Annotated in this window: 20 protein-coding genes and 5 pseudogenes; 15 read left to right on the plus strand and 10 right to left on the minus strand. The window is 66.4% G+C overall.

Going from position 1 to position 23558, the window contains the following annotated elements:
* Positions 1 to 33: 33 nt before the first annotated feature.
* The 5 genes and pseudogenes from AC1Q7H_RS30195 to AC1Q7H_RS30215 form a co-directional block, all read right to left on the minus strand.
* Complete coding sequence (locus tag AC1Q7H_RS30195; RefSeq protein ID WP_041228392.1) at positions 34 to 696, minus strand: anti-sigma factor family protein; 663 nt, start codon at positions 694 to 696, stop codon at positions 34 to 36.
* A gap of 7 nt (positions 697 to 703) precedes the next feature.
* Complete coding sequence (locus AC1Q7H_RS30200) at positions 704 to 1315, minus strand: RNA polymerase sigma factor (RefSeq protein ID WP_013956789.1); 612 nt, start codon at positions 1313 to 1315, stop codon at positions 704 to 706.
* Between the two features lie 166 nt (positions 1316 to 1481).
* Positions 1482 to 1937, minus strand: a complete 456-nt coding sequence (locus tag AC1Q7H_RS30205) for a dethiobiotin synthetase (RefSeq protein WP_249221173.1) — start codon at positions 1935 to 1937, stop codon at positions 1482 to 1484.
* An 882-nt stretch (positions 1938 to 2819) separates the two neighbouring features.
* Positions 2820 to 3095: an H-NS family nucleoid-associated regulatory protein gene (locus AC1Q7H_RS30210; RefSeq protein WP_013956787.1), complete on the minus strand. Its 276-nt coding sequence runs from the start codon at positions 3093 to 3095 to the stop codon at positions 2820 to 2822.
* Positions 3079 to 4278, minus strand: a pseudogene (locus AC1Q7H_RS30215) (DNA-binding protein). The gene AC1Q7H_RS30210 and the pseudogene AC1Q7H_RS30215 overlap by 17 nt, the downstream one beginning before the upstream one ends.
* 126 nt (positions 4279 to 4404) lie before the next feature.
* Here AC1Q7H_RS30215 and AC1Q7H_RS30220 point away from each other — a divergent pair.
* The 4 genes and pseudogenes from AC1Q7H_RS30220 to AC1Q7H_RS30235 all read left to right on the plus strand — a co-directional run.
* A pseudogene (locus AC1Q7H_RS30220) lies at positions 4405 to 5623 on the plus strand (tyrosine-type recombinase/integrase).
* Positions 5624 to 5940: 317 nt separating this feature from the next.
* The gene (locus AC1Q7H_RS30225; protein ID WP_153955777.1) at positions 5941 to 6159 is read left to right on the plus strand and encodes a hypothetical protein; all 219 of its coding nucleotides are present in this window, start codon (positions 5941 to 5943) and stop codon (positions 6157 to 6159) included.
* A gap of 520 nt (positions 6160 to 6679) precedes the next feature.
* Positions 6680 to 8332, plus strand: coding sequence for a pyridoxal-dependent aspartate 1-decarboxylase PanP (gene panP / locus AC1Q7H_RS30230; protein WP_153955776.1), 1653 nt, complete (start codon positions 6680 to 6682; stop codon positions 8330 to 8332).
* 267 nt (positions 8333 to 8599) lie between these two features.
* Positions 8600 to 8726, plus strand: a pseudogene (locus AC1Q7H_RS30235) (tyrosine-type recombinase/integrase); the annotation flags it as partial.
* An 83-nt stretch (positions 8727 to 8809) separates the two neighbouring features.
* Here the strand turns inward: AC1Q7H_RS30235 and AC1Q7H_RS30240 are convergent.
* The gene (locus AC1Q7H_RS30240) at positions 8810 to 9403 is read right to left on the minus strand and encodes an SDR family NAD(P)-dependent oxidoreductase (RefSeq protein WP_228772626.1); all 594 of its coding nucleotides are present in this window, start codon (positions 9401 to 9403) and stop codon (positions 8810 to 8812) included.
* Here AC1Q7H_RS30240 and AC1Q7H_RS30245 point away from each other — a divergent pair.
* The 6 genes and pseudogenes from AC1Q7H_RS30245 to tolA all read left to right on the plus strand — a co-directional run.
* Positions 9378 to 9506: pseudogene (locus AC1Q7H_RS30245) on the plus strand (ABC transporter permease); the annotation flags it as partial. The gene AC1Q7H_RS30240 and the pseudogene AC1Q7H_RS30245 sit on opposite strands and share 26 nt — an antisense overlap.
* Positions 9507 to 9761 (plus strand): annotated as a pseudogene (locus tag AC1Q7H_RS30250) (ATP-binding cassette domain-containing protein); the annotation flags it as partial.
* 98 nt (positions 9762 to 9859) lie between these two features.
* A complete protein-coding gene (locus AC1Q7H_RS30255) occupies positions 9860 to 10180 on the plus strand; it encodes a high-potential iron-sulfur protein (RefSeq protein ID WP_153955775.1) in 321 nt (106 codons plus the stop codon).
* Positions 10181 to 10360: 180 nt separating this feature from the next.
* Positions 10361 to 10729 carry a VOC family protein gene (locus AC1Q7H_RS30260; RefSeq protein WP_153955774.1) on the plus strand — a complete coding sequence of 123 codons (369 nt, stop codon included), beginning with the start codon at positions 10361 to 10363 and terminating at the stop codon, positions 10727 to 10729.
* Positions 10730 to 10897: 168 nt separating this feature from the next.
* A complete protein-coding gene (locus AC1Q7H_RS30265) occupies positions 10898 to 11422 on the plus strand; it encodes a hypothetical protein (RefSeq protein ID WP_153955773.1) in 525 nt (174 codons plus the stop codon).
* Positions 11423 to 11463: 41 nt separating this feature from the next.
* A complete protein-coding gene (tolA, locus tag AC1Q7H_RS30270) occupies positions 11464 to 12216 on the plus strand; it encodes a cell envelope integrity protein TolA (RefSeq protein WP_492382096.1) in 753 nt (250 codons plus the stop codon).
* A 25-nt stretch (positions 12217 to 12241) separates the two neighbouring features.
* Here the strand turns inward: tolA and AC1Q7H_RS30275 are convergent, their stop codons facing one another.
* On the minus strand, positions 12242 to 17764 hold the full coding sequence (locus AC1Q7H_RS30275) for an AAA domain-containing protein (protein WP_153955771.1): 5523 nt from the start codon (positions 17762 to 17764) through the stop codon (positions 12242 to 12244).
* Complete coding sequence (locus AC1Q7H_RS30280; protein ID WP_153955770.1) at positions 17761 to 18966, minus strand: M48 family metalloprotease; 1206 nt, start codon at positions 18964 to 18966, stop codon at positions 17761 to 17763. Before AC1Q7H_RS30280 ends, AC1Q7H_RS30275 begins: the two co-directional genes overlap by 4 nt.
* Positions 18967 to 19327: 361 nt before the next feature.
* Between AC1Q7H_RS30280 and AC1Q7H_RS30285 the strand changes: the two genes are divergently transcribed.
* Positions 19328 to 19711: a hypothetical protein gene (locus AC1Q7H_RS30285; protein WP_153955769.1), complete on the plus strand. Its 384-nt coding sequence runs from the start codon at positions 19328 to 19330 to the stop codon at positions 19709 to 19711.
* A gap of 107 nt (positions 19712 to 19818) precedes the next feature.
* Here the strand turns inward: AC1Q7H_RS30285 and AC1Q7H_RS30290 are convergent, their stop codons facing one another.
* A complete protein-coding gene (locus AC1Q7H_RS30290) occupies positions 19819 to 20928 on the minus strand; it encodes an alkene reductase (protein ID WP_153955768.1) in 1110 nt (369 codons plus the stop codon).
* A 7-nt stretch (positions 20929 to 20935) separates the two neighbouring features.
* Positions 20936 to 21580: a TetR/AcrR family transcriptional regulator gene (locus AC1Q7H_RS30295; protein ID WP_013956677.1), complete on the minus strand. Its 645-nt coding sequence runs from the start codon at positions 21578 to 21580 to the stop codon at positions 20936 to 20938.
* A 195-nt stretch (positions 21581 to 21775) separates the two neighbouring features.
* On the opposite strand from AC1Q7H_RS30295, the gene AC1Q7H_RS30300 reads away from it, so the two are divergent.
* From AC1Q7H_RS30300 to AC1Q7H_RS30315, 4 genes are all read left to right on the plus strand, one after another.
* A complete protein-coding gene (locus tag AC1Q7H_RS30300) occupies positions 21776 to 22228 on the plus strand; it encodes an Ohr family peroxiredoxin (RefSeq protein ID WP_153955767.1) in 453 nt (150 codons plus the stop codon).
* 87 nt (positions 22229 to 22315) lie between these two features.
* Positions 22316 to 22549: a hypothetical protein gene (locus AC1Q7H_RS30305; RefSeq protein WP_153955766.1), complete on the plus strand. Its 234-nt coding sequence runs from the start codon at positions 22316 to 22318 to the stop codon at positions 22547 to 22549.
* Positions 22550 to 22725: 176 nt separating this feature from the next.
* Positions 22726 to 23184 (plus strand): MarR family winged helix-turn-helix transcriptional regulator, encoded by a 459-nt coding sequence (locus AC1Q7H_RS30310; protein WP_013956674.1) that lies wholly within the window; start codon positions 22726 to 22728, stop codon positions 23182 to 23184.
* 23 nt (positions 23185 to 23207) lie between these two features.
* Complete coding sequence (locus tag AC1Q7H_RS30315; RefSeq protein WP_013956673.1) at positions 23208 to 23459, plus strand: hypothetical protein; 252 nt, start codon at positions 23208 to 23210, stop codon at positions 23457 to 23459.
* Positions 23460 to 23558 lie beyond the last annotated feature (99 nt).

Here is a 23558-nt window from a genome sequence, read left to right on the forward strand (position 1 = left end):
CCGTGCACTAGTAAGACGCTGGCTGAGCGCGGTTTATTCCTGCTCGTTTTGCGTGGCCCGGAGCGCTTGTACAAAGGCATGCAGGTGCGCGGGCTCGGCATCGGTGATGGCCCAGAAGTTCATGCCGTGCTGGTGCCAGCGGGCAATCGCGTATCCGTCAGTGGAATAGCTTGCCGGTGCCGATGCGCCGTTCGTCGCCGGCAGGATGTAGAGATCGATCGGATGCTGCTGGTAACGGTAGATCAGTACGCCAACGGTGCGGCGGTCGATATAGTCCACCCGGCCGCCTGCCAGCGGAAAGCCCTGCGCCGCGAGGTCGGTGACCGGCGGCGCATAGTCGAGCCGGCCGTTGAACCACGGTTTGACTGTGTGCTGGTCGGTCGATACCACATCGATCGGGTGCTGCGACAACAGCGCGCGCACGTGGCTCGATACGATCGCCTGCCCCAGTGCATCGGCCTGCGGCGGCCGCACCAGGGTGAGCGCGCCCAACACCAGCGCCGAGGCCGCTACCCCGGCAAGACCGCCGCCTGCCCACGCCAGCGCGCCGCCGGAGGAAAGCGTGGGCCAGGTGAAGCGGGCCATGCGAGAACGCGGTTGGCGCGGCAGTCGGGCCAGCACACGCGCAGGCAGATGCGCCGGCGCGCGGTGATAGAGCGATCCGTCGTGCAGCATGCCGTGCAGCGAGTTTTCCATCGCATCATCATTCATGATTCGCTCCCGTTGAATGACCCCGCACCGGGCGGAGCGCGATGCCGCCAATGCCGCCGCGCACCCTCGCCTGCTCGGCGCGCACTGCCGCGCAGAGCAGGTGACGTGCGCGCGCCAGGCGCGACATCACGGTGCCGATTGGAATGTCGGCAACCAGGGCGATATCGCGATAGCTCATTTCTTCGAGCTCACGCAGGACAAGCACTTCGCGATAGATGACCGGCAAACGTTCGAGCGCGCGGTGGACCAGTTCCACATCGCCGTGGCGCACTGCAAGCGTTTCGGGATTGCTGCCGATATCGTCGATCCAACCCGGCAAGCGCTCGTCGCCATGCAGCGTTTCGTCGTACGGTGTGCCATCGGCGGCATCGGAGCGCCTGCGCCATTCGCTGAACCACGTGTTCCTGACGATGGCCAGCAGCCACGCGCGCGCATTGTCGCCGTGAAAGCCTTCAAAGAACCGAAATGCACGCAGGTAGGCATCCTGCACGATATCGTCCGCATCGCTTGCGCTGCCGCTCAGCCAGCGCGCCAGGTTATAGGCCGCGTCCAGATGCGGTAACGCCACTTCCGAGAAGCGGCTGGACTTGTCGGTTGCGATCACGGTGTTCTCCTGTCCCTGGCCCATGTAAAACCGCCTGACACCGCGATTTATTCCCGGCGCCGCGTTTTTTTCGGAGGTCGTTCCGGGAATAGAGTCGCGACGCCAGGCGATATACGGAACGGCAGGGTACAACGCCAGGACGAGCCCATGGCGCACGTGGCATTGCCTATGACTCCGTCAGGAAATCCGGAATCACTTGGGTGAGGCGCAGGACGCCAGCAGGATCAAAGTAGAAGTTCATCGTCGCGTACTCCAGGCCATCTTGTGCGAACCGGTAGCCCCAGACCTCGCGGAGCATGCGCGGAAAGCGACTTATCTCAGCGGGCTTCCCGAAGCGAGTCAGGACATCGCGCGTGGTCCATTCGCCGATTCTGGCCCAGCCAAACTCCTCCGCGCTCAGCACCTGCCGGACGCTGACGACCCGCCGGTCGGGACCGATGTCGGCGGCCCATCTGGTCTCGCCTGGCGCGGGATAGAGCCAGCGCCGGGAGCCATCTGGAAATTGATAGATCTCGCGCGGCGCACCCAGCCGGGCCTGAAGCTCTGCCTCGCTGGCGCCGGGCGCCACAGATTGCCATGCCGGGCTCGCGCAACCAGCAGCCAGGGCAACTGCCGCCAGCATGAGGAGGCTGCTTGCAAGGCGCGGGGGTGGCCGCCGGGCGGGCTTCATCGGAAGAACGGGAATCATAATGGGTCTCCGTCAGGAATCATGGAGAGAGCTGCCAGCCGGGATGCACGAGCGCAGCACCGGGACGTGACGTCGAGGGCCTCCCTTGCGATTCAGCCTGAATAGAGGTCGCATTGCGCCAGCGTGATGCACGATGTGGTTGTGGCTGTGGCCGGGTCCACTGGCGCGCATCCGCCCGTTGCGAGGGCGAGGTACATGACGCAAAGCACGAGTGTGGTTCTTGCAAGTGGCATGATGGTCTCCTATGTGGCCGCGATCTACGGCACGCAGCAACGCAGGAGCGATGGCGGAACAACGCCACGCGGGCCGAGTCTTCCCGCGCCGCGACGCACCCGCTGCGGCGTTGCCATCCAGTCATGGAGATTCTGGCCCGTGGCGTCCGCCCCTGCGTGCCGGCACCTGTATGACTGCAACTCACGGGAAGCTATTCGAGCGAACTCGGCCTTGATGCAATATTCCCCGAGTTCTGCGGCGACCCCGTATGCGCCTTAGCGCAACAGGTACAGCGAATGTAGCCCCCCATTTGCCCGCTCGCCCGTGCTCGCGATAGCACCCATGGCGTTATCGCGGGAGCAATCCGCTTTGGCGCGGTCTCCCCTTACTACCGCCACCAGCAAACAAAAAGGCGCGGCCCCTTTCGAGAACCGCGCCCAATCCATTTGCTCAGGGACCAGTCAAGCCCAACTTCGCAGCGATACTCTCCGCTGTCGGACGGGCGTACACCTGAAGCATCGCATCCCCACCCGGCCAGCAGTTGGGCGTTCGAACGCCCCCTCGGATTCGGCCCGCTGCAAGGCTGCAACCTTTCGATCAGTTCTATCCGACCCGAAAAAACTCCACGCTCTGCCCCGCATTGACCGCCCGCCGCAGCCAGTCGGGCATCTCGCCCTGCCCGTCCCAACTTTGCCCCGCGGCGTTGCGGTAGCAGACCACTGGTGGTGGCGGTGGCGCTGGGGCGGGTGGCGGCGGTGGCGGAGGGGGCGGCGGATCGAAGCACCCCGCCGCTGCCAACTCCTCCATGGTCAGCCCGTAGTCGGCCATCTCCGCCTGGATCCAGCGGATCGCCGCCGCCCGCTCAGTTTTTGCTGTCATTGCTGTCGTCACTGCTGTCGCTACTGTCATCCGGGTTGGAGGCGGCCGTCGGCGCGCCCTGCTTGTCTTCTTGCTATTCGTCCAGCTTTTCGCCTTGCGCCTGCTTGTCGGTCGGCGCCGGGCCGCCGGCCTTGCGCCGCCGCCCGCTCTCCCGCCCGGGTGGCGCCACCCGCAATTCTGCCAACAACTGGCGCGCCAGCGCCGCTTCGACCTCGGCCCGTTCGGCCCGGCGCTGCGCCGCGCCCAACTTCGCCTGCGCCGCGTCCCGGTCGACGCCTGCCTGGCGCTGCGCCGCTTCGGCGGCCGCGAGCCGCTCGGTGAGCCGCTCAGTGAGCGCCGCGGCCTGGGCCTCGAGCCGGGCGCGGACTTCGGCCTGCGCCACGGCCGCGTCGCGGGCCTCGCTGCGCGCCGCCACCAGTTCGCCGCGCAGCTCTTCGGCCGTGCGCTCGCTCTTCTGGCGCGCGGTACGCTCGGCGTCCAGCTCGCGCAGGCTCCGCCGCTCGCTGGCCTCGGCCCGTTCCTGCGCGAGGGTCACCTGCTCGCGGGCGCGCTCCAGCTCGGTCGAGAATTGGGTGCGCAGCTCCGCCAGCTGCCGCCCGGCAGCGTCCAGTTCCGCCCGCCCCGCCTCCAGCCGGGCCTGGGTCGCCGCGTGCGCCTGCCGCTCCGCGGCCAGCTCCGCGTGCACGGCGTCGTGCGCCTGGCGCGCCTCGGCCAGCTGCGCAGAGGTGGCGGCCACCTCCTCCCGGGCTGCCGCGGTCTCGGTCCGCGCCGCGTCGCGCTCGGCCTCGGCGACGCTGGCCGCATGGCGGGCCTCGGCGCGCAGCGTAACCAGCTCGCCGGTGGCGGCCTCGTTGGCAGCCTGCCAGATGGTCTGGACCGCCCCGGCGGCGATGTCCTTCAACGCATCCGGCAAGTCGGGATGGTCGATGGTGACGCGCGTGCGCCCGCGCAGCTCCTGCCAGAACGCCTGCAGCACCTCAGCGGGCGTGCCCATGCTGCCCTTGCGTACCAGGCTATAGAGCTTGTTCGCGGTGGGCGTAACGCCATAGCGGAAGAACAGCAGGCCGCAGACCTCGCGGTACAGCGCGCGGGTTTCGGGGAAACGGCTGCGCAGCTCGGCAATGTCGTTGGCCATCGCGGCCTGCAGGGTGGCGTCGTTCAGATCCATGTCGGCAGCGAGCATCAGGGCAAAATGAGTGGAGTGACATAAAAATATTATTACGTAATACGTATAAAAACTAATTTCTAGGCGAATACTTTAGACATAACTGCGCTTATGTCTATCATTCTGGTGTTTTGCTGCAAAACGATGTGCCCCTGCCGTCACTCGCTTATGGAACTGCTCCCCATTCAACCGGTAGAAAGCCTGCGCCTCACCCCGCCGTTGTCTGGTGCCGCCGGCAGTAATCGCGCCCCAGCCACGGCCACGCGGATCGCCGCGGCCGACGACCTGGCCGCCGTCACCGCCTGGCTCACGCGCTATGCCGATAGCGCGGCGACACTCCCCACCTACCGGCGCGAGGTCGAGCGGCTGATCCTGTGGGCGGTCCTGCAACTGGGCAAGCCGCTGTCCTCGCTCACGCACGAAGACCTGCTCGCCTACGAGCGCTTCCTGGCCGATCCGCAACCGGCCGCGCGCTGGGTCCTGAGCGGCAGCATGAAGCTCGCGCGCAGCCATTCGGACTGGCGCCCCTTTGCCGGGTCGTTGTCGGCCGGCAGCGTGCGCTAGGCGATGGTGATCCTGAACGCCCTCTTCGCCTGGCTGACCGAGGCCGGCTACCTGGCTGGCAACCCGCTCGCGCTCGCCCGCCGCCGGCGCGCGCCCACCAGGCCGCGCATCACGCGCTACCTGAGCCATGACTGGTGGGCGACCGTGAAAGACACCGTCGCGGCGATGCCGACCGCCACCGCGCGCGCGCGCCTGCATGCGGCGCGCTGCCGATGGATACTGACCGTGCTCTATCTGGGTGGCTTGCGGGCGTCCGAATTGACAGCCACGACCATGGGTGCGTTCTTCTGCCGGCGCGATGCCCAAGGCATCGAGCGCTGGTGGCTGGAGGTGACCGGCAAGGGCAAACAAGGTGCGCCTGGTACCGGCCTCCGACGAGTTCATCGCCGAGCTGGCGCGCTACCGCCGCGCCCACGGACTCGCCTAACCCGCAGCCTGGGAAAACGCGCCCGTTGGTGCTGTCGGTGATCGGCCGTGAGACGGGTCGCGAGAAGGCCCATCACGCGGGGCTCTGCACCTGATTCTGAAAGAGGTGTTCGGCATGGCGGCCTAGCGCCTGCAGGCGCGCGGGCCCGAGTGGGAAGCGCAGGCCGATGTCCTGGCCAGCGCCTCGGCGCACTGGCTGCGCCACACCGCCGGCTCGCACATGACCGACCAGCAGGTCGACCTGCGCTTTGTGCGCGACAACTTTGGGCACAGCTCGCTGTCGACGACGAGCGGCTACCTGCAAAGCGAGGAGGATGCGCGGCACCGGGCGACGCAGGAGCGGCATCGGATCGGGTGGGGCAGCAACTACTGACCTAGGACCTGTGCTGGCTCGGGTGCCTGCGCGTGCCGCGCGCCCGCTTCGTCCTTCGGGTCGGGCGCGCTCGATGGACAACGACATGCAATGGCGTGGTCAATTCGCCGTATTGTTGATCGATCCATGCCGGTCGTGGCTGCCAGAATTTTTCCGGTTCAGGGCAGATTATTGTGGGTTTTGAAACCGATCATTGTGAGCGTAAGGGTTTACCGCCACAAGGGAAATCCCTAACATTGCGCTCATCGAATGCCGCAGTGCAACAACACTGAACCAAAAGGAATGGCATTCACCAGTTTTGAAGGAAGAGGTGAGCCATGAATACCAATCGCCGTGCCCTAGTCGCTGTCGCCGCACTCGCCGCCACCCTGGCGGCTGCGCCGGCGTTTGCCAAGAGTGGCAAATTCGATACTTACACTGACGGCGCGCGGTCTGGGAAGTACGATGTTTATACTGACGGCGCAAAAAGCGGCAAATTCGACACTTATACGGACGGCGCCAGGTACTACATTGCGTCCGACCGCGCCCCCCTCTAAGGCCTGCAAATCCCGGTCGGGGACACCCTCCCCCAACCCGGTTCCGCTCTCCTGAACCCCACACTTCCCCAGAGTGTGGGGCTTTTACTTTTCGGGAACCAGAACTTTCAGACGCCCGATACGGGGGCGTGCCGGGAGAAAGCCCCCGAAATGATACATATTCCCAGAAGTAATAAAGAACGTGGCTTTTATGCGCGTGACGCCAGATGCTCGAGCGCGCTTGGCGCAGCTAGGTCCCGGCTGCTGGAGCAATCGGAGTGACAGCGAGGCGCGCCCTGGATCCATCAATGGATATTCACCCCCTTGAGGCATGCGATCATCTCCAGAGACCCTCTGGTATTTGGTGCTGGTGCTGACCGCTCCGCAGGGCGCCCAATAGAGAAGGCGATTGATGGTCATCAACGGGCAGCGGCGACGTCGTCAAAGGTGCCGGTCGGGGCCCTCGGCCAATCCGCATCCGTCCGATCCGGCATAATGCCCGGCGCACCATGGCGCTACTGGATTGAACTGGGTAATGAAAATGAAGCCGGACATCTCTCGCGAAGAGACCTCACAAAGCACGGACGGGGGCGACGACTGCCCCTTGCGCTGGTTCGACGCGGATCTGGGTGCATTCGAATCGCTCGAGCGATTGATCGCCGAGCATCCGGCGGATTTCTTTGCGGGCGAGCGTTTTGATCCGGTTGGCGCGTGCGCCACACGCGAGGCGGTGTTCGCGTCGGTTGAGCTGCCCGAGACTCCGACATCGCCGCAAGCGCACGCCGATCATCTCCTCAACGACGTGTTTCGGCACGTGATGCCCGTGGCATCGCCTACTTTCGTCGGACACATGACGTCGTCGCTGCCGTCGTTCATGCCCTCGCTGGCCAAGGTGGTGGCAGCGCTCAACCAGAACGTCGTGAAGCTCGAGACTTCGGGCGCGCTGACAGGGCTCGAGCGCCAGGTCATCGGCATGCTGCACAAGCTGGTGTTTGGGCAGGACAGCGCGTTCTATGCGAGATGGCTGCACGATGCCGACCACGCGCTCGGCGCGATCTGTTCTGGCGGCACTGTCGCCAACCTCACCGCGCTATGGGCGAGCCGCAACAACTTGCTGGGCGCGCGTGATGGCTTCGCCGGCATCCATCGCGCCGGACTGGTAGCTGCGCTACGCCATTACGGCCATGACGGGCTTGCAATCGTCGTCTCGGAGCGCGGGCACTACTCGTTGCGAAAGGCAGCCGACGTCCTTGGCATCGGGCGCGACAATCTCGTGCCGGTCGGGGTCGATGCAGACGGTCGCATGCGCATCGACTTGCTGCGCGACACCATGCGTGACCTGCAGCAGCGCAACATCCGGCCGATGGCGATCGTCGGCATAGCGGGGACGACGGAGACGGGCGCGGTCGATCCACTCGACGCGATTGCGGATGTTGCTCATGAGGCCGGCTGCCATTTCCACGTGGATGCCGCATGGGGCGGCGCAACACTGCTGTCGGAGCGCGAGCGCTGGCGCTTCGCGGGCATCGAGCGTGCCGATTCCGTCGTCATCGATGCGCACAAACAGTTCTACGTGCCGATGGGTGCCGGCATGGTGCTGTTCCGGAGCCCGGCGTGGACGCAGGAAATCATCCAGCATGCGAACTACATCGTGCGCAAGGGCTCGGTGGACTTGGGGCGCCATACGCTCGAAGGATCGCGCGGCGCGGCGGCAGTCATGCTCTATGCGAACCTTCATCTGCTCGGTCGCAAGGGGTTGGCGCAGTTGATCGATCGAAGCATCGATAACGCTCAATACTTTGCATCCCTGATTGCGCAGCAGCCGGATTTCGAGCTCGATAGCCACCCGCAGCTTTGCATTCTGACCTATCGCCATGTGCCCGAGACCGTGCGCGCCGCGCTGGCAACGGCTTCGGCCGACAGGCGCGAGAAGATCCTGGACGCGCTGGATGCGCTGACCATCAGCATTCAGGAAATGCAGCGCGATGTCGGCCGCTCGTTCGTATCGCGCACGCAGTTGATGTCGACTCAGTGGGGTGGCCGCCCGATTGCCGTTTTCCGCGTGGTCCTGGCCAACCCGGATACGACGCATGCCATCCTGCAGGACATCCTCGACGAACAGCGCGCACTGGCGGCGGCCAGCCCATGCATGGCGCCGTTAATGGCGCTGATGGGGGCGCCGGACGCCGCGTGAGGCATTTGCAACTGGCGGGCGCCAGTCGTCGACCGTGTGTCGCTGGTAACGGTCCGAGACTCGTAGATTCGGTGGGCCTCTTCGGTAGTTAGACGAATGCAGTGTCAATGGGCGGCTGCAGTTCTGTAGCGACCGGCCAAGGCAGGAGTTCGTTGATCCGGTTGATGGGTGGGCGGCGATTCGCAACAGAAATAGCTTTCTGGGTTGAACCCGTTGAGTGTTGCCGTACCAATGACCGTTAACACGACCATCATGACCACGCTCACCTTCACTTTAACCGTTGAGCGGCTGCGGGCGCGCGGGCCCGAGTAGGAGGCGCAGGCCGATGTGTTGGCCAGTGCCTCGGCGCACTGGCTGCGTCACACCGCCGGCTCGCACATGACCGACCAGCGCGCGCCGGTTCCATTGCTAGTCGACATGTCATGCCATCAACAAGAGATCAAGGATAAGTCTCGTAGCATCCGGCACGCGACAAGCTCAGCTAGTCATGCCGCCATCCACCGACAATGTTGCACCCGTGACATAGGCTGCCTTGTCCGAGAGCAGCCACAAAATGGCTTCGGCAACTTCCTCCGGCTGACCGAGCCGCTGCATCGGAATCATGTCGTCAAGCAGATGCACATCGCCATTGGTCGAGCGCATGTAGTTTGGCGTCTGCGTCGCACCCGGGCACACCGCGTTGATGCGGATACCCTGGCCGGCATACTCCTTTGCGACAGCCTTTGTGAGACCGACAACCGCGTGCTTGCTCGCCACGTAATGGGCGATTCCGTTCATTCCGCGTAGCCCAAGAATCGAAGCGTTGTTGACGATGGTGCCGCCGCCGTGGCGTAGCATTGCTTCGACCTGGTACTTGACGCCGTAATATGCGCCCTTGAAGTTCAGGTCAATCACCCACTCCGATTCATCTACCGAAGTCTGGTCGATGGGCTTGAAATCGGCATGGCCACCGGCGTTGTTGAAGGCGAAGTCCAATCGCCCGAAGCGGGATTCGATAAGCGCTACGAGCTGTTCATTGTCTTCGCGACGCGATGCGTCGGTGATCCTTGGCGCGCTGTCTGAAGGCAGCATGGCCGTGGCGGCGCCGGCGCTGGCGATCGCCAGCCTGACCCTCGCCGTCAACCTCGTCATCGACAATCTGCCGGGTCGCTCGGCACGTAACGGAGTCAAATAAATGGGCACGTCCGTAAAGGTCAGCAATCTGCGCATCACCGCAGGCCAGGCGACGTTGGTCGATGGTGTGGACTTCGAGATCGAGCCCGGCAAGGTGCTGGCACTGATCGGCGAGTCCGGCTCGGGCAAGACCACCACCGCGCTGGCGCTGATGGGCTTTGCACGCCACGGCTGCGAGATCGCCGGCAGCATCCGGGTCGGCACCACCGACGTATTGCACCTCTCGCCCGGCGACCAGCGCCGGCTGCGCGGGCGCGGCGGTTTGACGACATTGCTTCTCCCCCTCAATCCGCAGTAACCTCTGCCCCATGCGGCAGGCACATGCCGCCCACCGCCCACGGAGAAATCCCCGCCATGCCGCGCAGACGACAGATCCTTGGCTACCTTCCGCTCGCGCTGACTACCGGGATGGTTGCCGCAGTGGTCCTTGGGAGTCGGCCGGCCCGCGCCGCGGCCATGCTGGGCGAGCAGGAGCCGCAAGCGCTCAAGGTCGGCTACAAGGCCGATTCCTCCACGGTTGACCCACAGAAATACCCTAGCCACAAGCCATCCCAGACCTGCGCCAACTGCCAGCTTTACCAGGGTGACGAGGGCAGCACTGGCGGCGGTTGTGCGCTGTTCGGCGGCAAAGATGTCGCGGCGAAGGGATGGTGCAGCGCTTGGGAGCAGGGCTGACATCGTGCCTTGCACGCTTTCGCCCGTAGCCAGTCCGTCATCTCACCCTGCCCGTCCTGGCTCATCCGCCGGCGTTGCGGCAGCAGACTCGTGTCGCTTCTGCGTAACGGCCGGTTGGCCGTTCCCGGCCGGCTGCTCGCCGTTCCTTGCGTATATCCTGTCCTTCCCGGAGATTGCGACATGGCCATCCAGCTCAACCACACCATCGTCTTTTCTCATGACAAGAAGGTCTCAGCCGACTTCCTCTGCGAAATCCTCGGACGCCCCCCGGCCGAGCCGTTCGGGCCGTTTCTCGGCGTCCGGCTGGACAATGACGTGACCCTGGACTTCATGGACGCGGAATGTGATGTTGCGATGCAGCACTATGCTTTCCTGGTCAGCGACGCCGAATTCGATCAGGGCTTTGCCCGCATCCGCGCGCGCAACCTGACCTACTGGGCGGACCCGTACCGCCGCCGCCCCGGCGAGGTCAACACGGACGATGGCGGCCGCCGGATCTACTTCGAGGATCCGAGCAAGCACTTTCTGGAGATCTTCACGAAGGGCTAGGACGCAAGCGCCCGCTGCCGTGAGCCTTTGAAGAGACACTGGCGCCCTGCCACGCCCGCCCGATGTTTTGCAGCGTTGACTGCGCTTGGTTGATGCGGTTGCACCCCATAGAATGAAGTTGCGCCTTGGAAAGCGGCTCTGGTTTCTGCCGCATCAAAGGAGGATGTCATGGAACTTCATATGCAATCGCATCGCTACACGCACCGGTGGCCGGACTGGCGTGCAGCGGCGCTGGCGGGTCTCGTCGCCGGGGTCGTATTCCTGGTGCTCGACTTGCTGGCGGCCATGTTGATGGGGGCCAGCGTCTGGAAGCCGCTGACCATGATCGCGGCCATCATGCTGGGCCCGGATGTGCTGGCGCAAGCTGCCACCTTCCAGATGAGCGTGCTGGTAGCGGCCGTGGTGGTCCACTTCGTACTCTCTGTCGTGTTTGCGGTAATCCTGGCAACGATCATGGCGCCGTTCCGCTTTGATTCGAGCGTCGGCATGGCCTCGGTGGTGGGGGCGCTGTTCGGCCTGGTCCTGTACCTGGTCAATTTCCACGGCATGACTGCCGCCTTCCCATGGTTTGCTGAAGCGCGCGGCTGGGTGACCGCCATTGCCCACATCGTGTTCGGCCTGGTCGCGGCTGACTCGTACCTGAAACTGGAGAGGCACGCGGATGCGTCCGCCGGCGGAACCGGCGGTACCTAGGAGAGCAAGCGCAAAACGAGCAGCGACAGGGCGCGTGATCCATGCAGACCGTCGCCTATCCCTATCAGCCAGCGCCTGAACGGGGCACCTTGGCGTGCTTCCTGCTGGCCTTGTTCATGCACCTGCTGCTGGGTGTCCTGCTCTATTACGGCGTGCGCTGGCGCAGCGCGGCGCCGGAGGGTGTCGCGGCCGAACTGTGGGACGCGATCCCGGAAGCCGCAACGCCAGCGCCTGCAATCACGCCGGTGCCAAGCCCGAAGCCGGTCGAAGAGGAAGAGGCCGACATCTCGCTGCAGGAAAAGCAGCGCAAGGCCCAGCAGGCTGCGCGCGACGAAGCACAAGCGCGGCAGCGCGAGAACCAAGCCCGTGCCGAAGCCGCGCGCAAGGAGGCGCAGCGCAAGGCAATGGAAGCGCAGCGCCAGTCTGACAATGCCCAGCGCCAGGGCGAACTGGCGCGGTTGCGGGCCCAGGCGGGCAATACGGGCACGCGGGCCGGTTCCGGCTCCGGCGCGAAGCCTTCGTCCGGCTATGCCGAGCGGGTCCGGCAGCGGGTCAAGCCGAATATCATCTTCAATGATGAGGTCAGCGGCAATCCGGCGGCGGTGGTAGCCGTGGCCATGGCGCCGGATGGCTCAGTGCTGTCGGCGCGGCTCGCCAAGTCAAGCGGCAATGGGGCCTGGGACAACGCCGTGCTGCGCGCGGTGCAGCGGTCCGACCCGCTGCCGCGCGACGAGAACGGCGTCGCGCCCTCCAATATCCTCATTACCTTCTGGCCCAGGGACGAGGGCGGCTAGTACCTCCGGCCGTCCTGTCCAGGCGCTACACCTCCACGTAGCCCTTGCGCAGTTTCTCCGCCACCAGCTTGTCCGCCTCGCGCCGCGCCCGCTCGGCGCTGTCGAACGCCTTTACGCTGGTCTGCCCTGTGCTGCCGATGCGGCCATAGGTGACGGAGAGCTCCGCCCCGCGCACGCTGGCACGCCAGAACTTGCGCGACGTGCCCTGCTCGAAGCGCAGCGTCCGCACCAGCTCCGCTTGCGCAGCCGATGCCGTCGCCGCGTCCGTCCGGGCCTCGCCCGTTGACGCCGCATCCTGCACCGCGGCAGGCTTCGTCAACGGCACCGGGATCTCGACCTCGACGTCCAGCGCGCGATCCTCGCCATCGGCCAGCATGGCCTCGATGCGGGCCAGCACCGCTTCCGCATCGTCGAGCCAGTCCTTGCCCGGAATGTCCAGCACCCGCCAGCCAAAGCTGCGCAGGATGCCGGGGCGGAATACATAGCGCTCGGCGGTGTCCGACACCGCCTCGGACGGCGTATCGAGCAGGATCGCCAGCGCGTAGCCTTGTCCCGACGGATCGGCGATGGCCAGGTCGCAGCGAAACTGCGAGCGGCCGACGTTGGCGTGCACCTGGTGGCCGCGCGCACGCAGCGCCTCGGCCAGTGCGTCGCGGATGCTGTCCGGCGTGGGTTCGCGCGTAAAGGCGTCGCGCGCGCCGGGGTTCAATGCGCCCAGCACCGACTGGGCGCGCTCGAACTGGCCGCGCGCGCTGGCCTGTGCGAACTGCAGGAACGCGCGCAGTGCGGCCGCGCCGTCGTTGTGCACATTGGTGATCGCCTCGGCCTGGACCGTCGATACCACCGCCATCCGATGGCGCGCGCGGCTGAAGATCACGTTCAGGCGCTTCTCGCCGCCGCGCTGGTTGATCGGGCCAAAGTTCATCAGCATCTTGCCGTCCGGCCCGGGCGCGTAGCAGATGCTCAGGATGATGACGTCGCGCTCGTCGCCCTGGACATTCTCCAGGTTCTTGACGAACAGCCCGTTGAACTGGTCGTCGTCCTCGCGCACGTACTCGCGTTCGAGGCGCATCGCGAAGTCCGCGTCCTCGGCGGCCAGCGTCTCGAGCGCGGACTCGATGGCGCCCTGCTGCGCCTCGGAAAACGCCACGATGCCCAGGCTCAGCCCGGTCTCGCGGCGCAACAGTTCGCGCACGGTCCGGGCGATGTAGCCCGCCTCGGGCGCATTGCGGCGGTCGGCGTAGACGCCGTCTGCCAGCCGGTGGAAGCTGACCGGCCGCGCCAGCAGCGCGTCGGCGCCCGCGATGCCGGCATCCTCCTGGTCCGAGCGCAGCGCAGGCGCCTCGTCCTCGGCCTGCTCCAGCAAACGGTCGGGAATGGTGACGAGGCGCCCGTCGTAAAACGCCGCGTTGGAAAAGCTGATCAGCGATTCGTGACGGCTGCGGTAGTGCCACGCCAGCAGCGTGGCAGGCAGGTTGCGCGCGGCCTGGTTCAGCAGGCTGTCCGAATCGAGGTTGATGGCGATGCGGTCGCCCTCCTCTTCCACCACGATCTCGTCATCGCCTTCGGCGCCGCCGGCCGTGAAGAAGCTTGTCGGCGGCAGCTGCATCTCGTCGCCGACCACCACCACCTGGCGCGCGCGGCTCAGCGCGGGCACGGCCTCTTCGGTCGGGATCTGGCTGGCCTCGTCGAAGATCACCACGTCGAACAGGTCCGGCGACAGCGGCAGTGTGTCGGATACCGACAGCGGGCTCATCAGCCAGATCGGCTTCAGGTCGTTGATGACGATGCCGGTCTCGTCGTCGGAGAGATCGCGGATCGAACGGTGGCGCATGCTCTTGCCGAACTCGTGCTCCAGTTCACGGCGGCCCGTTGCGTATTGCTTCTTGAACGCCTTGCTGTCGGCGTCCAGCATCGTGGCCGACAGCGAGGACACGCGTACGTTCTCGGCGAACTGCCTGTGCCGCGTGGCGCGCACCACTTGCGCGTTCAGCGCGAGCAGTTCGCGCTGCCCTTGCGCCACGGCGCGCGCGGCCTGCGCCAGCGCCGCGCCGCCAAAGCGCGCCAGCACCGGGTTCTCACGCGCGAGACGGCGCAGCGCCTCGTCGGCCACCAGCGCCTCGAGCTGTGCCGGTGCATGATCGAGCCACTGCAGCGTGGCGGCGCAAGCGGGGTCGCCCGCATGCACCGCGCGCAACAGCGGCAACAGGTCTGGCAGGTCATCGAGTGCCTCGCGCAGGTCGCGCAGCAGTTCGGCGATGTCGCCAAGGCGTGCGTCGGCGGCCAGCGCCAGCCCGTCGCGCACACGCTGCGCGAGCTTCGCCAGCGCCTCGCGCGCACCGGCTTCGGCGCGCGCCGCGGCGACCGGATCGACGGCCTGGCGCAGGTGTGCGACCAGCTCGCGCGGGCCTGCGCCTGACTGCAGGCGCTGCTCGAGTTCGCCGAGCGCGCGCAGGAAGGCCTGCATCTCGCTCACGCCGTAGCGGCGGCGGCTGTCGGCATCGGCCGCTGCCAGCGCGGCGCTTGCGGCGTGCTCGGCGGCCAGCGCTTCCAGCACCTTGCCGTAGCCCGGGTGGACGGCGTGCTTGCCGAAGTCATAGCGGCGCTTCAGTTCGCCGCGCAGGCGCCACCATGCGGGCTGCAGCCAGCGCGCGAATGACGGCTCCAGCCGCCGCGTGAGTGCCAGTGCCGATTCGGTATCGCCGGGGCTCAGCTTGTCTTGCCAGTTCGAGGTTGCGGCTTGCGCGTCGGCGAGTGCCTGCGCGCACCGCTCCAAATCTGCGCGAACCTCGCGCAGCGCGCCTTGCGCCGGCGAGGCCGGATCGAGCAGGTCCAGGTGGGCGGCGAGGCCGGTGTCGAGCAGCCACTGGCTGTCGGCGGCAATCGCGCGTGCCTGTTCCAGCGCAGTGTCCTGGCTGGTCAGGCTTGCGGTGCTGTCCAGCAGCGGGTCGAGCACATCGAATAGCGCCTCGGCGTCATGGCACAGCTGCTCGGCGCGGCCATAGGCGCGCTCGTCGGCCAGCAGTTGCGGGGACAGGCGCGCGAACGGATGCGCGGCAAGGCTGTCGAGACCGAAGCGCTCGCGCATCGCGCGGTGCACGCGGTGCGCGAGATCGCGCTGACGGTCCCAAGCGGCCAGCGCCGGCAGGCGCTCGCGCAGCGCAGGCCCCGCGTCCGGCACGGCCGGCAGCGCGGTGACGCGGCGCAGCAGCGCACGCACGCTGTCGCCGAGTGCCTCGGGCACTGCCGCCATCGCGACCTCGAACGCGTCGATACGCTGCTGGTGCGCGGCCAGTGCCTTGGCCACCTGCGTGCGGCGTGCCGCCAGCGCGTCGCCGTCATGCGGCTGCGCGATCCACTGCTCGTAGCAGCCGCGCAGGTCGGCGATGAAGGCCTTCTTGTCGGTCTGCGAGTCGTGGATCAGGCAGCACAGCGAGTCCAGCCCGCTTTGCTTGAGCCGATGGAACACCACGTCGAGCGCGGCGCGCTTTTCGCAGACGAACAGCACGCGCTTGCCGCGGCCGGCGTAGTCGGCAATCAGGTTGGTGATGGTCTGCGACTTGCCCGTGCCCGGCGGGCCCTGGATGATAAAGCTGCGCTGGCTGCGCGCCAGGCCAACCGCTGCGTTCTGGGTCGCGTCGGCCGCCACCACGTTCCACTGCTCGGCCGGTGCGAGCGGTGCGGGCGCCTGGGTCTCCACGTCGCGCGGATCGATCGAGAATACGCGGTCGAACGCCGGATTGGCGCCGGGCTCGTCCAGCAACTGCGCGTAGTCGCGCACCAGCGACATCTTGCGGTAGTTGAAGTTGGCGAGCGTCACCTGCGTCAGGTCCAGGTCCCAGGCATAACGGTGGCCCTCGGACTCCTCCAGCACGTAGCCCTGGCGCTCTTCGCTTTGCGCGGCGGCGGAGCCGCCCATGTGCGGCTGCCGCGGGCCGGCGCCTGGCGCGGCGCCCGCTTCGAAGCGCTGCGGCAGTTCGCTCGGCCGCACCCAATGCTCGAACAGCGCGCGCCCCAGCGGCCGGTAGTCGTCCTGCGCATAGCTGTACGGCGGCAGCCAGCCGCCGCTGCGCACGGCGGCCGTGCCCGGCCTGCGGCGCTGGAACTGCTGCATCCGCTGCAGCGCCTTCTGCCGCACCAGCCGCACCGCGGCCTTGTCGACCAGGCGCAACTCGACCGAGGGCTCGGAGCGGCGAATCTGCGCGAGGATGCCGGCATGGATCTCCTCGATCGAGGTCTTGTCGAGATCCACGGTCTCGTCCAGCCGGATGTCGTACAGCTGGTGCAGGTAGTGGCGCAGCACCGGGTTGAACTCGGCCTCGCCGCCCGCGCACTGGATCACGTACTGGTCGCGTACGCCCTTGCGTTTGACCAGCTCCACCGGCAGCCACAGCAGCGGCGTCACGATGCGCTCGTCCGGCGCCTCCTTCAGGTTGTGCCAGCGCAGGAACGCCACCACCAGGCGCAGGTTGCTGAAGCCGTATTCGGCGCGGTCGCGGCGGGTCTCGGCGATCAGGCGGTCGAGCGACGCCGGCAGGTAGGGCTGGTCGTCGAAGCGCAGCCATTGCTGCAACGACACCGGCTTGCCCGCCACCAGGTCGGCCGCGAACGGTCCGCCCCAGGTGCAGATATGCTCGGGCCGCACGCTTTCGATCTGCAGCATCAGCGGCACGCTGGCCACGGTGACGTTGACGGTGGCCGCGGTCGGACGGAAGTGCAGCAGGCGGTTGCGCCGCGAGAGATCGAACAGGCGGTCGCGCAGGTGCGTGAGCACGGCGGCGCGGCGCGGCGTGGCGCCGGTCGTGCCGGCCAGTGCGCGTTCAACGTCCAGTCCCAGCGGCTGCTCGCGCCACGTGCGCAGCCGGGTCGCCAGCGCGGCGACATCGGTGGCGCGGTCGTGGCGGTTGATCTCGGTCATCTCGACGATCACCGCCGCGACGATCGGATGCAGGCGCTCGTGCAACAGGAACAGGTTGCGGCGCTGCGCGACGAAACTGCGCAGGTCGTCCTCATCGGCAAAGTCCAGGCCGCAGGCGAGGCTCGCGAGCACCATGCCGAGCAGGAACACGTCGCCGATCTCGTCGTGGTGGCCAAGCAGGCGTTCCCAGCTGGCCGGACCGCGTAGATAGACCGGGCGTTCGACCGGCGCCGTAGCGTCAAGCTGCAGCGCCAGGTCGGCCTGGTCGCGCTGTCCGTCATCGGCGTGGCCGAGCTGCAGCGCGCCGACGATGTTCAGGCCCGAGGCCGGATGCGGCTGCACGCGGTGCACCGCGCCGATGTCCATGACGGGCGCTTCGCCATCGGGCCGGCGCAGGCGCAGCCCGCCGTCCTCGTCCACCAGGATGCTGTCGGGGTCGAGCGCGGCCACCCTGCCATGCGCGTGCAGCGCGGCGACCTGCGCGAACAGCGGCAGCACCAGCACCAGGACGTCGTCGGTGGGCAGCGCCGCGCCCGCCTGCGCGTCGACCAGGGCGCGCAGCGTGCGCGGCTCGCTGCTGCCGGTCATATCCGGAACGGTGTTGGTGCCGTGAGTCTTGCTGTCAGTCATGCCCGGCCCTCCCTGGCCAGTTCGCGGTGGAGTTGGCGCTGGAAGCGGTCCAGCTCGCGCTTGCCGAAGCCGGCGTCGCGGCGCAGGTTGCCTTGCAGCGCTTCCAGGCTGCCCAGCGCCTGCGCCACCTGGCCGGCGCGCAGCAGCGCCGCGTCCTGCTGGTCGGGGTCGGCGAGCGCCAGGTCCATCATCAGTGTGTTGAGGTAGGCGCGCACGCTGTCGTCGGCCACGTCCGGCCCCAACCCGTCTGGGCCGATCACCGGTTCGTCGTCGCGCCAGTCGGGGAACATCATGCGCACTTGCGCGAGCACTGCCTCGCTCGCCAGCGGCGTGCCGGCGAGGAAGTGGGCGAGGAAGCCGCGCGTCAGCGCCCGCAGGCGGACCTGTCCCGGCAGGTCCAGCTTCTCCAGAGCCAGCGGGCCGTGCAGCCGGGTTTCGATCCATGGATCGAGATCGGCCGCGCCTTCCCACCACAGCGCCAGCGCACGGGCCCGGATAAAGGTCTCGGGATGGCTGTGGGCGGCGCTTGCGCCCGCCTCGTGGGATTCGATCTCGGCCGCCTGGCGCAGGTAGGCGGCCGCGTCCACGCTGCCGATGCCGGTCTGCACCTTGACCAGCGTCGACACGGCCGGCGCTACCGCGCCCGCGGCCACGGCACCGCCGCGGTCGGCGAACAGTTCGGTGTGCAGCGCGTAGCGGCGCCAGGTCTCGCGATGGCTGGCGCTGGCGCCCGGCGCGGCCAGCGCGTCGTTCAGGATGCGGTCGGCCACCAGGAACTGGCCGTCGTCGCGCGACCACAGCAGGTAGTGGGCCAGCTCATGGCCGAACACCGCCAGCAGCTCCGGCGGCGACAGCCGGTCCAGCAGCGGCCCCTGCAGGACGATGTGGACCTCGCCGGGCACGTAGACCAGCGAGGCGTTCATGTCCTGGCCCGGGGACTGGTAGAGCGTCGCGGGCGCGTCCATGCCGAGCCGCGCCATCGCCTCGGCCAGCGCCGCGTGCACGTCGGCATGCGCGTCCGCCTCGATGCGGTAGGTGTCGCGCAACAGCATCGAGCGCAGTGCCTCGCGTTGATCGGCGCCGGTCGCGCGGGCGCCGGCCCAGCGCCAGACCTCGGGCTCATGGCGGCGCAGGTAATCGACCACCGTTGCGTGATAGGCCAGCGGCACCAGCGCGCCGCGATCCGGGGCGTGAGAGTCCATGCGGGACGTTCCAGGGTTGCGTGGAGGCCGATTCTACAGGGGGAACATGACGCAGGCGCCGTCCATCAGCGCGGGCAATGCCCGCATTGGCATGGCCAGCCTGATGCTGTCGGGACTAGTCGGGGGCGGGGATGCCGGCGCGGGAAGCGGCTGACGGCTGAAGCTGTTGGTTTGGGCGGGCGGCTGATACGCCGCTAGTTTGTTTCTGCCCAACATTTGCTGCGCCAACCGGGCGGAATTCGCTGATGACGGGGCTGCGGCTCCATTTTTGCCGGTCCGCATCCGGTGGCACAGCTTCTGCGTATAAGCGAGAGGACGCCCGCAGCGTTCTGCCCTTCTTACCGCAAATCGGAGTACCGCCATGATCCGCCAGCTCGCCAACACGATCTTCGCCAGCGCCGCGATTGCAGCCGCCTGCACTGCCGGCATTGCCCATGCCGCCGCCCGCGACAGCGCTCCTGCCGGCGACAGGTCCGGCTACACCTTCCGCGTCGACATGCGCGACGTCTATAGCGACGGTGCGCGGACCAGCCGCTTCGACGTCTTCATCGACGGTACCCGCGTTGAGGCTCCATCCGTCAGCGAGCAGTCCGTTTCTGGCCTGGACCGCGGTAGCGTGTCGGCCGATCCTGCCCGCAAATTCGACGTCTACACCGACGGCGCCCTGGCAGGCATGGACCGCAGCGGTCCTTCAGCCGATCCCGCGCGCAAGTTCGACGTCTATACCGACGGCGCCCTGGCATAAGCCCGTGCACAGCGGGCCTGCCTCAGGCAGGCAGCCATCTTCAAATGCGCTTGTGCGCCCTTTGGAACGTATTTCTCCCGGCTCCAAAGGGCGCTTTTTTGCCGGCGTCAGCCCAGTTCCGGGTAGTCGACGTAGCCGTGCGCACCATTGCCGCCGTACAGCGAAGCGTCTTCAAAGGGACGGTTCAGCGGCGTGTTTTCGCGGAAGCGGCGCGGCAGGTCGGGGTTGGTAATCATCTTGCGGCCGAACGAGACCATGTCGGCACTGCCACGACGAATCGCCTCTTCGGCCATCTCCTTGGAGTAGCCGTTGTTGACCATCCATACGCCGGTGTACAGGCGGTGCAGCGCTTCATAGTCGAAAGGCGCGTTGTCGCGCGGACCGCCGGTGTGGCCTTCCACGACGTGGATATACACCGGGTGCAGCTTCTCCAGTTCACGCATGACATGTTCGAATAGCGGCTGCGGATTGCTCTCCAACGCGTCGTTGACGGGCGATACCGGTGCCAGGCGAACGCCGACCCGGTCGGCACCGATCTCTTTGACCACGGCAGCCATGACTTCGAGCAGGAAGCGCGCGCGGTTTTCGATGCTGCCGCCATACGCGTCGGTGCGCTTGTTGGTGCCGTCGCGCAGGAAAGCGTCAAGCAGGTAGCCGTGCGCACCATGGACTTCGACACCGTCGAACCCAGCCTGAACGGCGTTGGCCGCAGCAATGCGGAAGTCGTCCACGATGCCAGCGATCTCTGCAGCCTCAAGCTCACGCGGGACCGAGCATTCGACGTAGCCTTTGCCGTTGATGTAGGTCTTGGCATTGGCGGCGATGGCCGACGGGGCGACCGGGGGCTGATTATCCGGCTGGAAGTACGTGTGCGACATGCGGCCGGTGTGCCAGATCTGCAGGAAGATCCTGCCGCCCTTCGCGTGGACCGCGTCGGTTACCCTCTTCCAGGCAGCGATCTGCTCGGCGGTGTAGATGCCCGGCGTATTGGTGTAGCCCTGGGCAGTGGTCGAGACCTGCGTGGCTTCAGCGATGATCAGGCCCACGCTGGCGCGCTGGCTGTAGTACTCGACCACCATGTCGGTCGGCACCAGGTTGTCGTCGGCCCGGCTGCGCGTGAGCGGCGCCATGGCCATGCGGTTGGCAAGTTCGAGCTTGCCCAGCTTGATCGGCTGGAACAAAGCATCCGCGAGAAAGGCTTCTTTCTGTGCGCCCATGAATGGCTTACTCCGTGGTTGGTCTAAGGCTTGCAGCGGCCACAACGTGCGTAGCAGCCGGCTGGAACAGGTGGTCGAACATCAGGTCGACGCTGCGGCGCAGCGGCTCGACTGAGCGTTCGAGCTTCATGCGCAGCAAGGCGCCCTCCCAGACATCCCAGACCAGCCCGGACAGCTCGGCAGGCGCAATGTCCGTACGGATTGCGCCCTGCGCTTGGGCCTGGCTGATCATGCCGGCCAGGCGTTCGCGCCAGGCCATCTGGGCTGCCTGCAGGGCTGACCGGCAGGTGTCGCTCGACAAGGCGATTTCCGCCGCAAAGTTACCGATCAGGCACCCCGCCTGCACCGTCCTGGAGAGGTGGTAGGCAATCATCTGGGTAAAGACGTAACGGATTGCCGCCATCGGCTCTGGCGGCGCGGCTTCCATCATGGCTTCCCACGACCGCTGCAGGTAGTCCGCATACTGCGCGACGATGACCGCGGCAAAAGCTTCCTTGCTCTCAAAATGGTTGTAGAACGAGCCCTTCGGCACGCCGGCGTGATCGGTGATCTGCTGGATGCCGGTGGCGTTGTAGCCGTGGCGCGAAAACAGTTCGCGCCCCGCCTTCGTCAGGCGGTTGGGGATGTCGGTCTTGTCTGCAGTGCGTGCCATGGCGGAATAATATGACCAGTCGTCTTAAGATGTCAAACGGCACTGACGTAGGCAAGGACGCATTTCCGGCCCTCTTCCGGGCACACGATATTTTTCCTTGACAAGGGAAGACCCATGTTCCAATATGCATTCACTCGCATGCGATCTAAACGGATGCGATTTAACTACAACTGACAACCAGCAGAGATCCATTCCATGAGCAAGATCGAAAAAGTCCTCGCCACCGGCAAGACCCACACCATGCACAGCAGCGCCGGCGTTACCTCGCGTGGCCACAATGGCACACTGGACATCGCGCTGTCGCCCGGCAACAGCACCAACCCGGCGCACGTGTTCACGACCGTCCAGCCCCACCCGACCGCGGAACAACTATTCGCGGGCGCCTGGTCGGCGTGCTACATCGCCGCAGTCGGCCTGGTGGCCAAGGAGATGAAGCTGGAACTGCCGTCCGACCTGGCCGTGGACATCGAAGTCGACCTGGGCCAGACCGGCGCGGAATATTTCCTGCAGGCACGCCTGAACCTGCGCGCGCCGGGCCTGCCGCAGGATGTCGCTACGCAACTCGCTCACGCCGCCGATGCGATCTGCCCCTACTCGAAGGCAACCCGCGGCAATATCGAGGTGGCGCTGAACGTGTTTACGTCGTAACTCCCTTGACCTTTTCGTTATTTCACATTAGTCGCATGCGATATACTCGCATACGACTATAAATCACATGATACAAGGATGCATACCATGACCACGCTCACCTCCATCGTCCGCTACACCGTTGTCGCCGCCGCCCTGTTGACCGCCGCCGCCGCGCAAGCCGCCGGTTCGGCGCGCGACCCTTTCACCGAGGGCGCCCGCTCGGTCACCAGCGCAGCCGATCCGTACACCGACGGCGCACGCTCGGTACACGGCACGCGCAGCCCGTACTACGACGGCGCCCGCGGCATCGACCCTTACCTCGACGGCGCACGGGCCTGAGACCGCGTAGCGCCGCGGCGGCCAGATCGTGCGCACGATTCTCCGCCGGTTCCTGGCGCCCTTTCCTCGGGCTCCAGGAACCGCCGCCGCGGAAAGTTATAGCACCTGCGATCAAATCGCACACGACCTATAATTGACGCTTGCGATCCATCCGTCTTTGGCCAACGAGGCAGCAAATGAAACCCACCGACAAGCCCGCCGCAACCCCGACGCTCTCAGACTTCCTGTGCTTCGCGGTCTATTCCGCGAACCTCGCCTTCGGCAAGGCCTACAAACCGATCCTTGAGCAACTGGGGCTGACCTATACGCAATACATCACCATCGTTGCGCTATGGGAGCAGGACGACCAGACCGTCGGCAGCCTGGGGGAGAAGCTGTTTCTCGAATCGAACACCCTGACGCCGATCCTGAAGAAGCTGGAGGCGATGGGCTATGTGGAGCGGCAGCGCGACCCCGAAGACGAGCGCCAGGTACGCGTGCGCCTGACCAAGGCCGGCCGCAAGCTGCGCGAGCGGCGCCTGGAATCCAGCCTCGCCGGAGCGACCGGCCTGGCCCCGGACGAATTCGCCCGGATCCAGAAGGCGGTTGCGTCGCTGCGCAACAACCTGATCCAGTCGGTGAAAGACAGCGAATGAACCAGCACACCGGATACATGGCCATGACCAGCACAGCCGCCCAGTACAGCCCGATCAGCTGCGAGTTCCACGACCGCCTGGAAGACCTCGCCACCGTGCGCAGGCCCACGCAGATCCACTACCGCGACGCCGATGGCTTGCTCCAGCAGCGCACCGCGACCATTGCCGACGTGTACAGCCGGGGCGGCGCCGAGTATCTGACGCTCAAGACTGGCGAGACCCTGCGCCTGGACCAGCTCCTGGAAGTCGACGGCGAGAAGCTGGCGGACTACTGAGCCCGCAAGATTCCGAGCCGGAAAAAAACAAAACCCCTCGCAGCACACGCTGTCGAGGGGTTTTGGGAATAAGAGCCTGGCGATGACCTACTTTCACAC

It is taken from the genome of Cupriavidus sp. GW823-FHT06D04, from assembly GCF_058795055.1.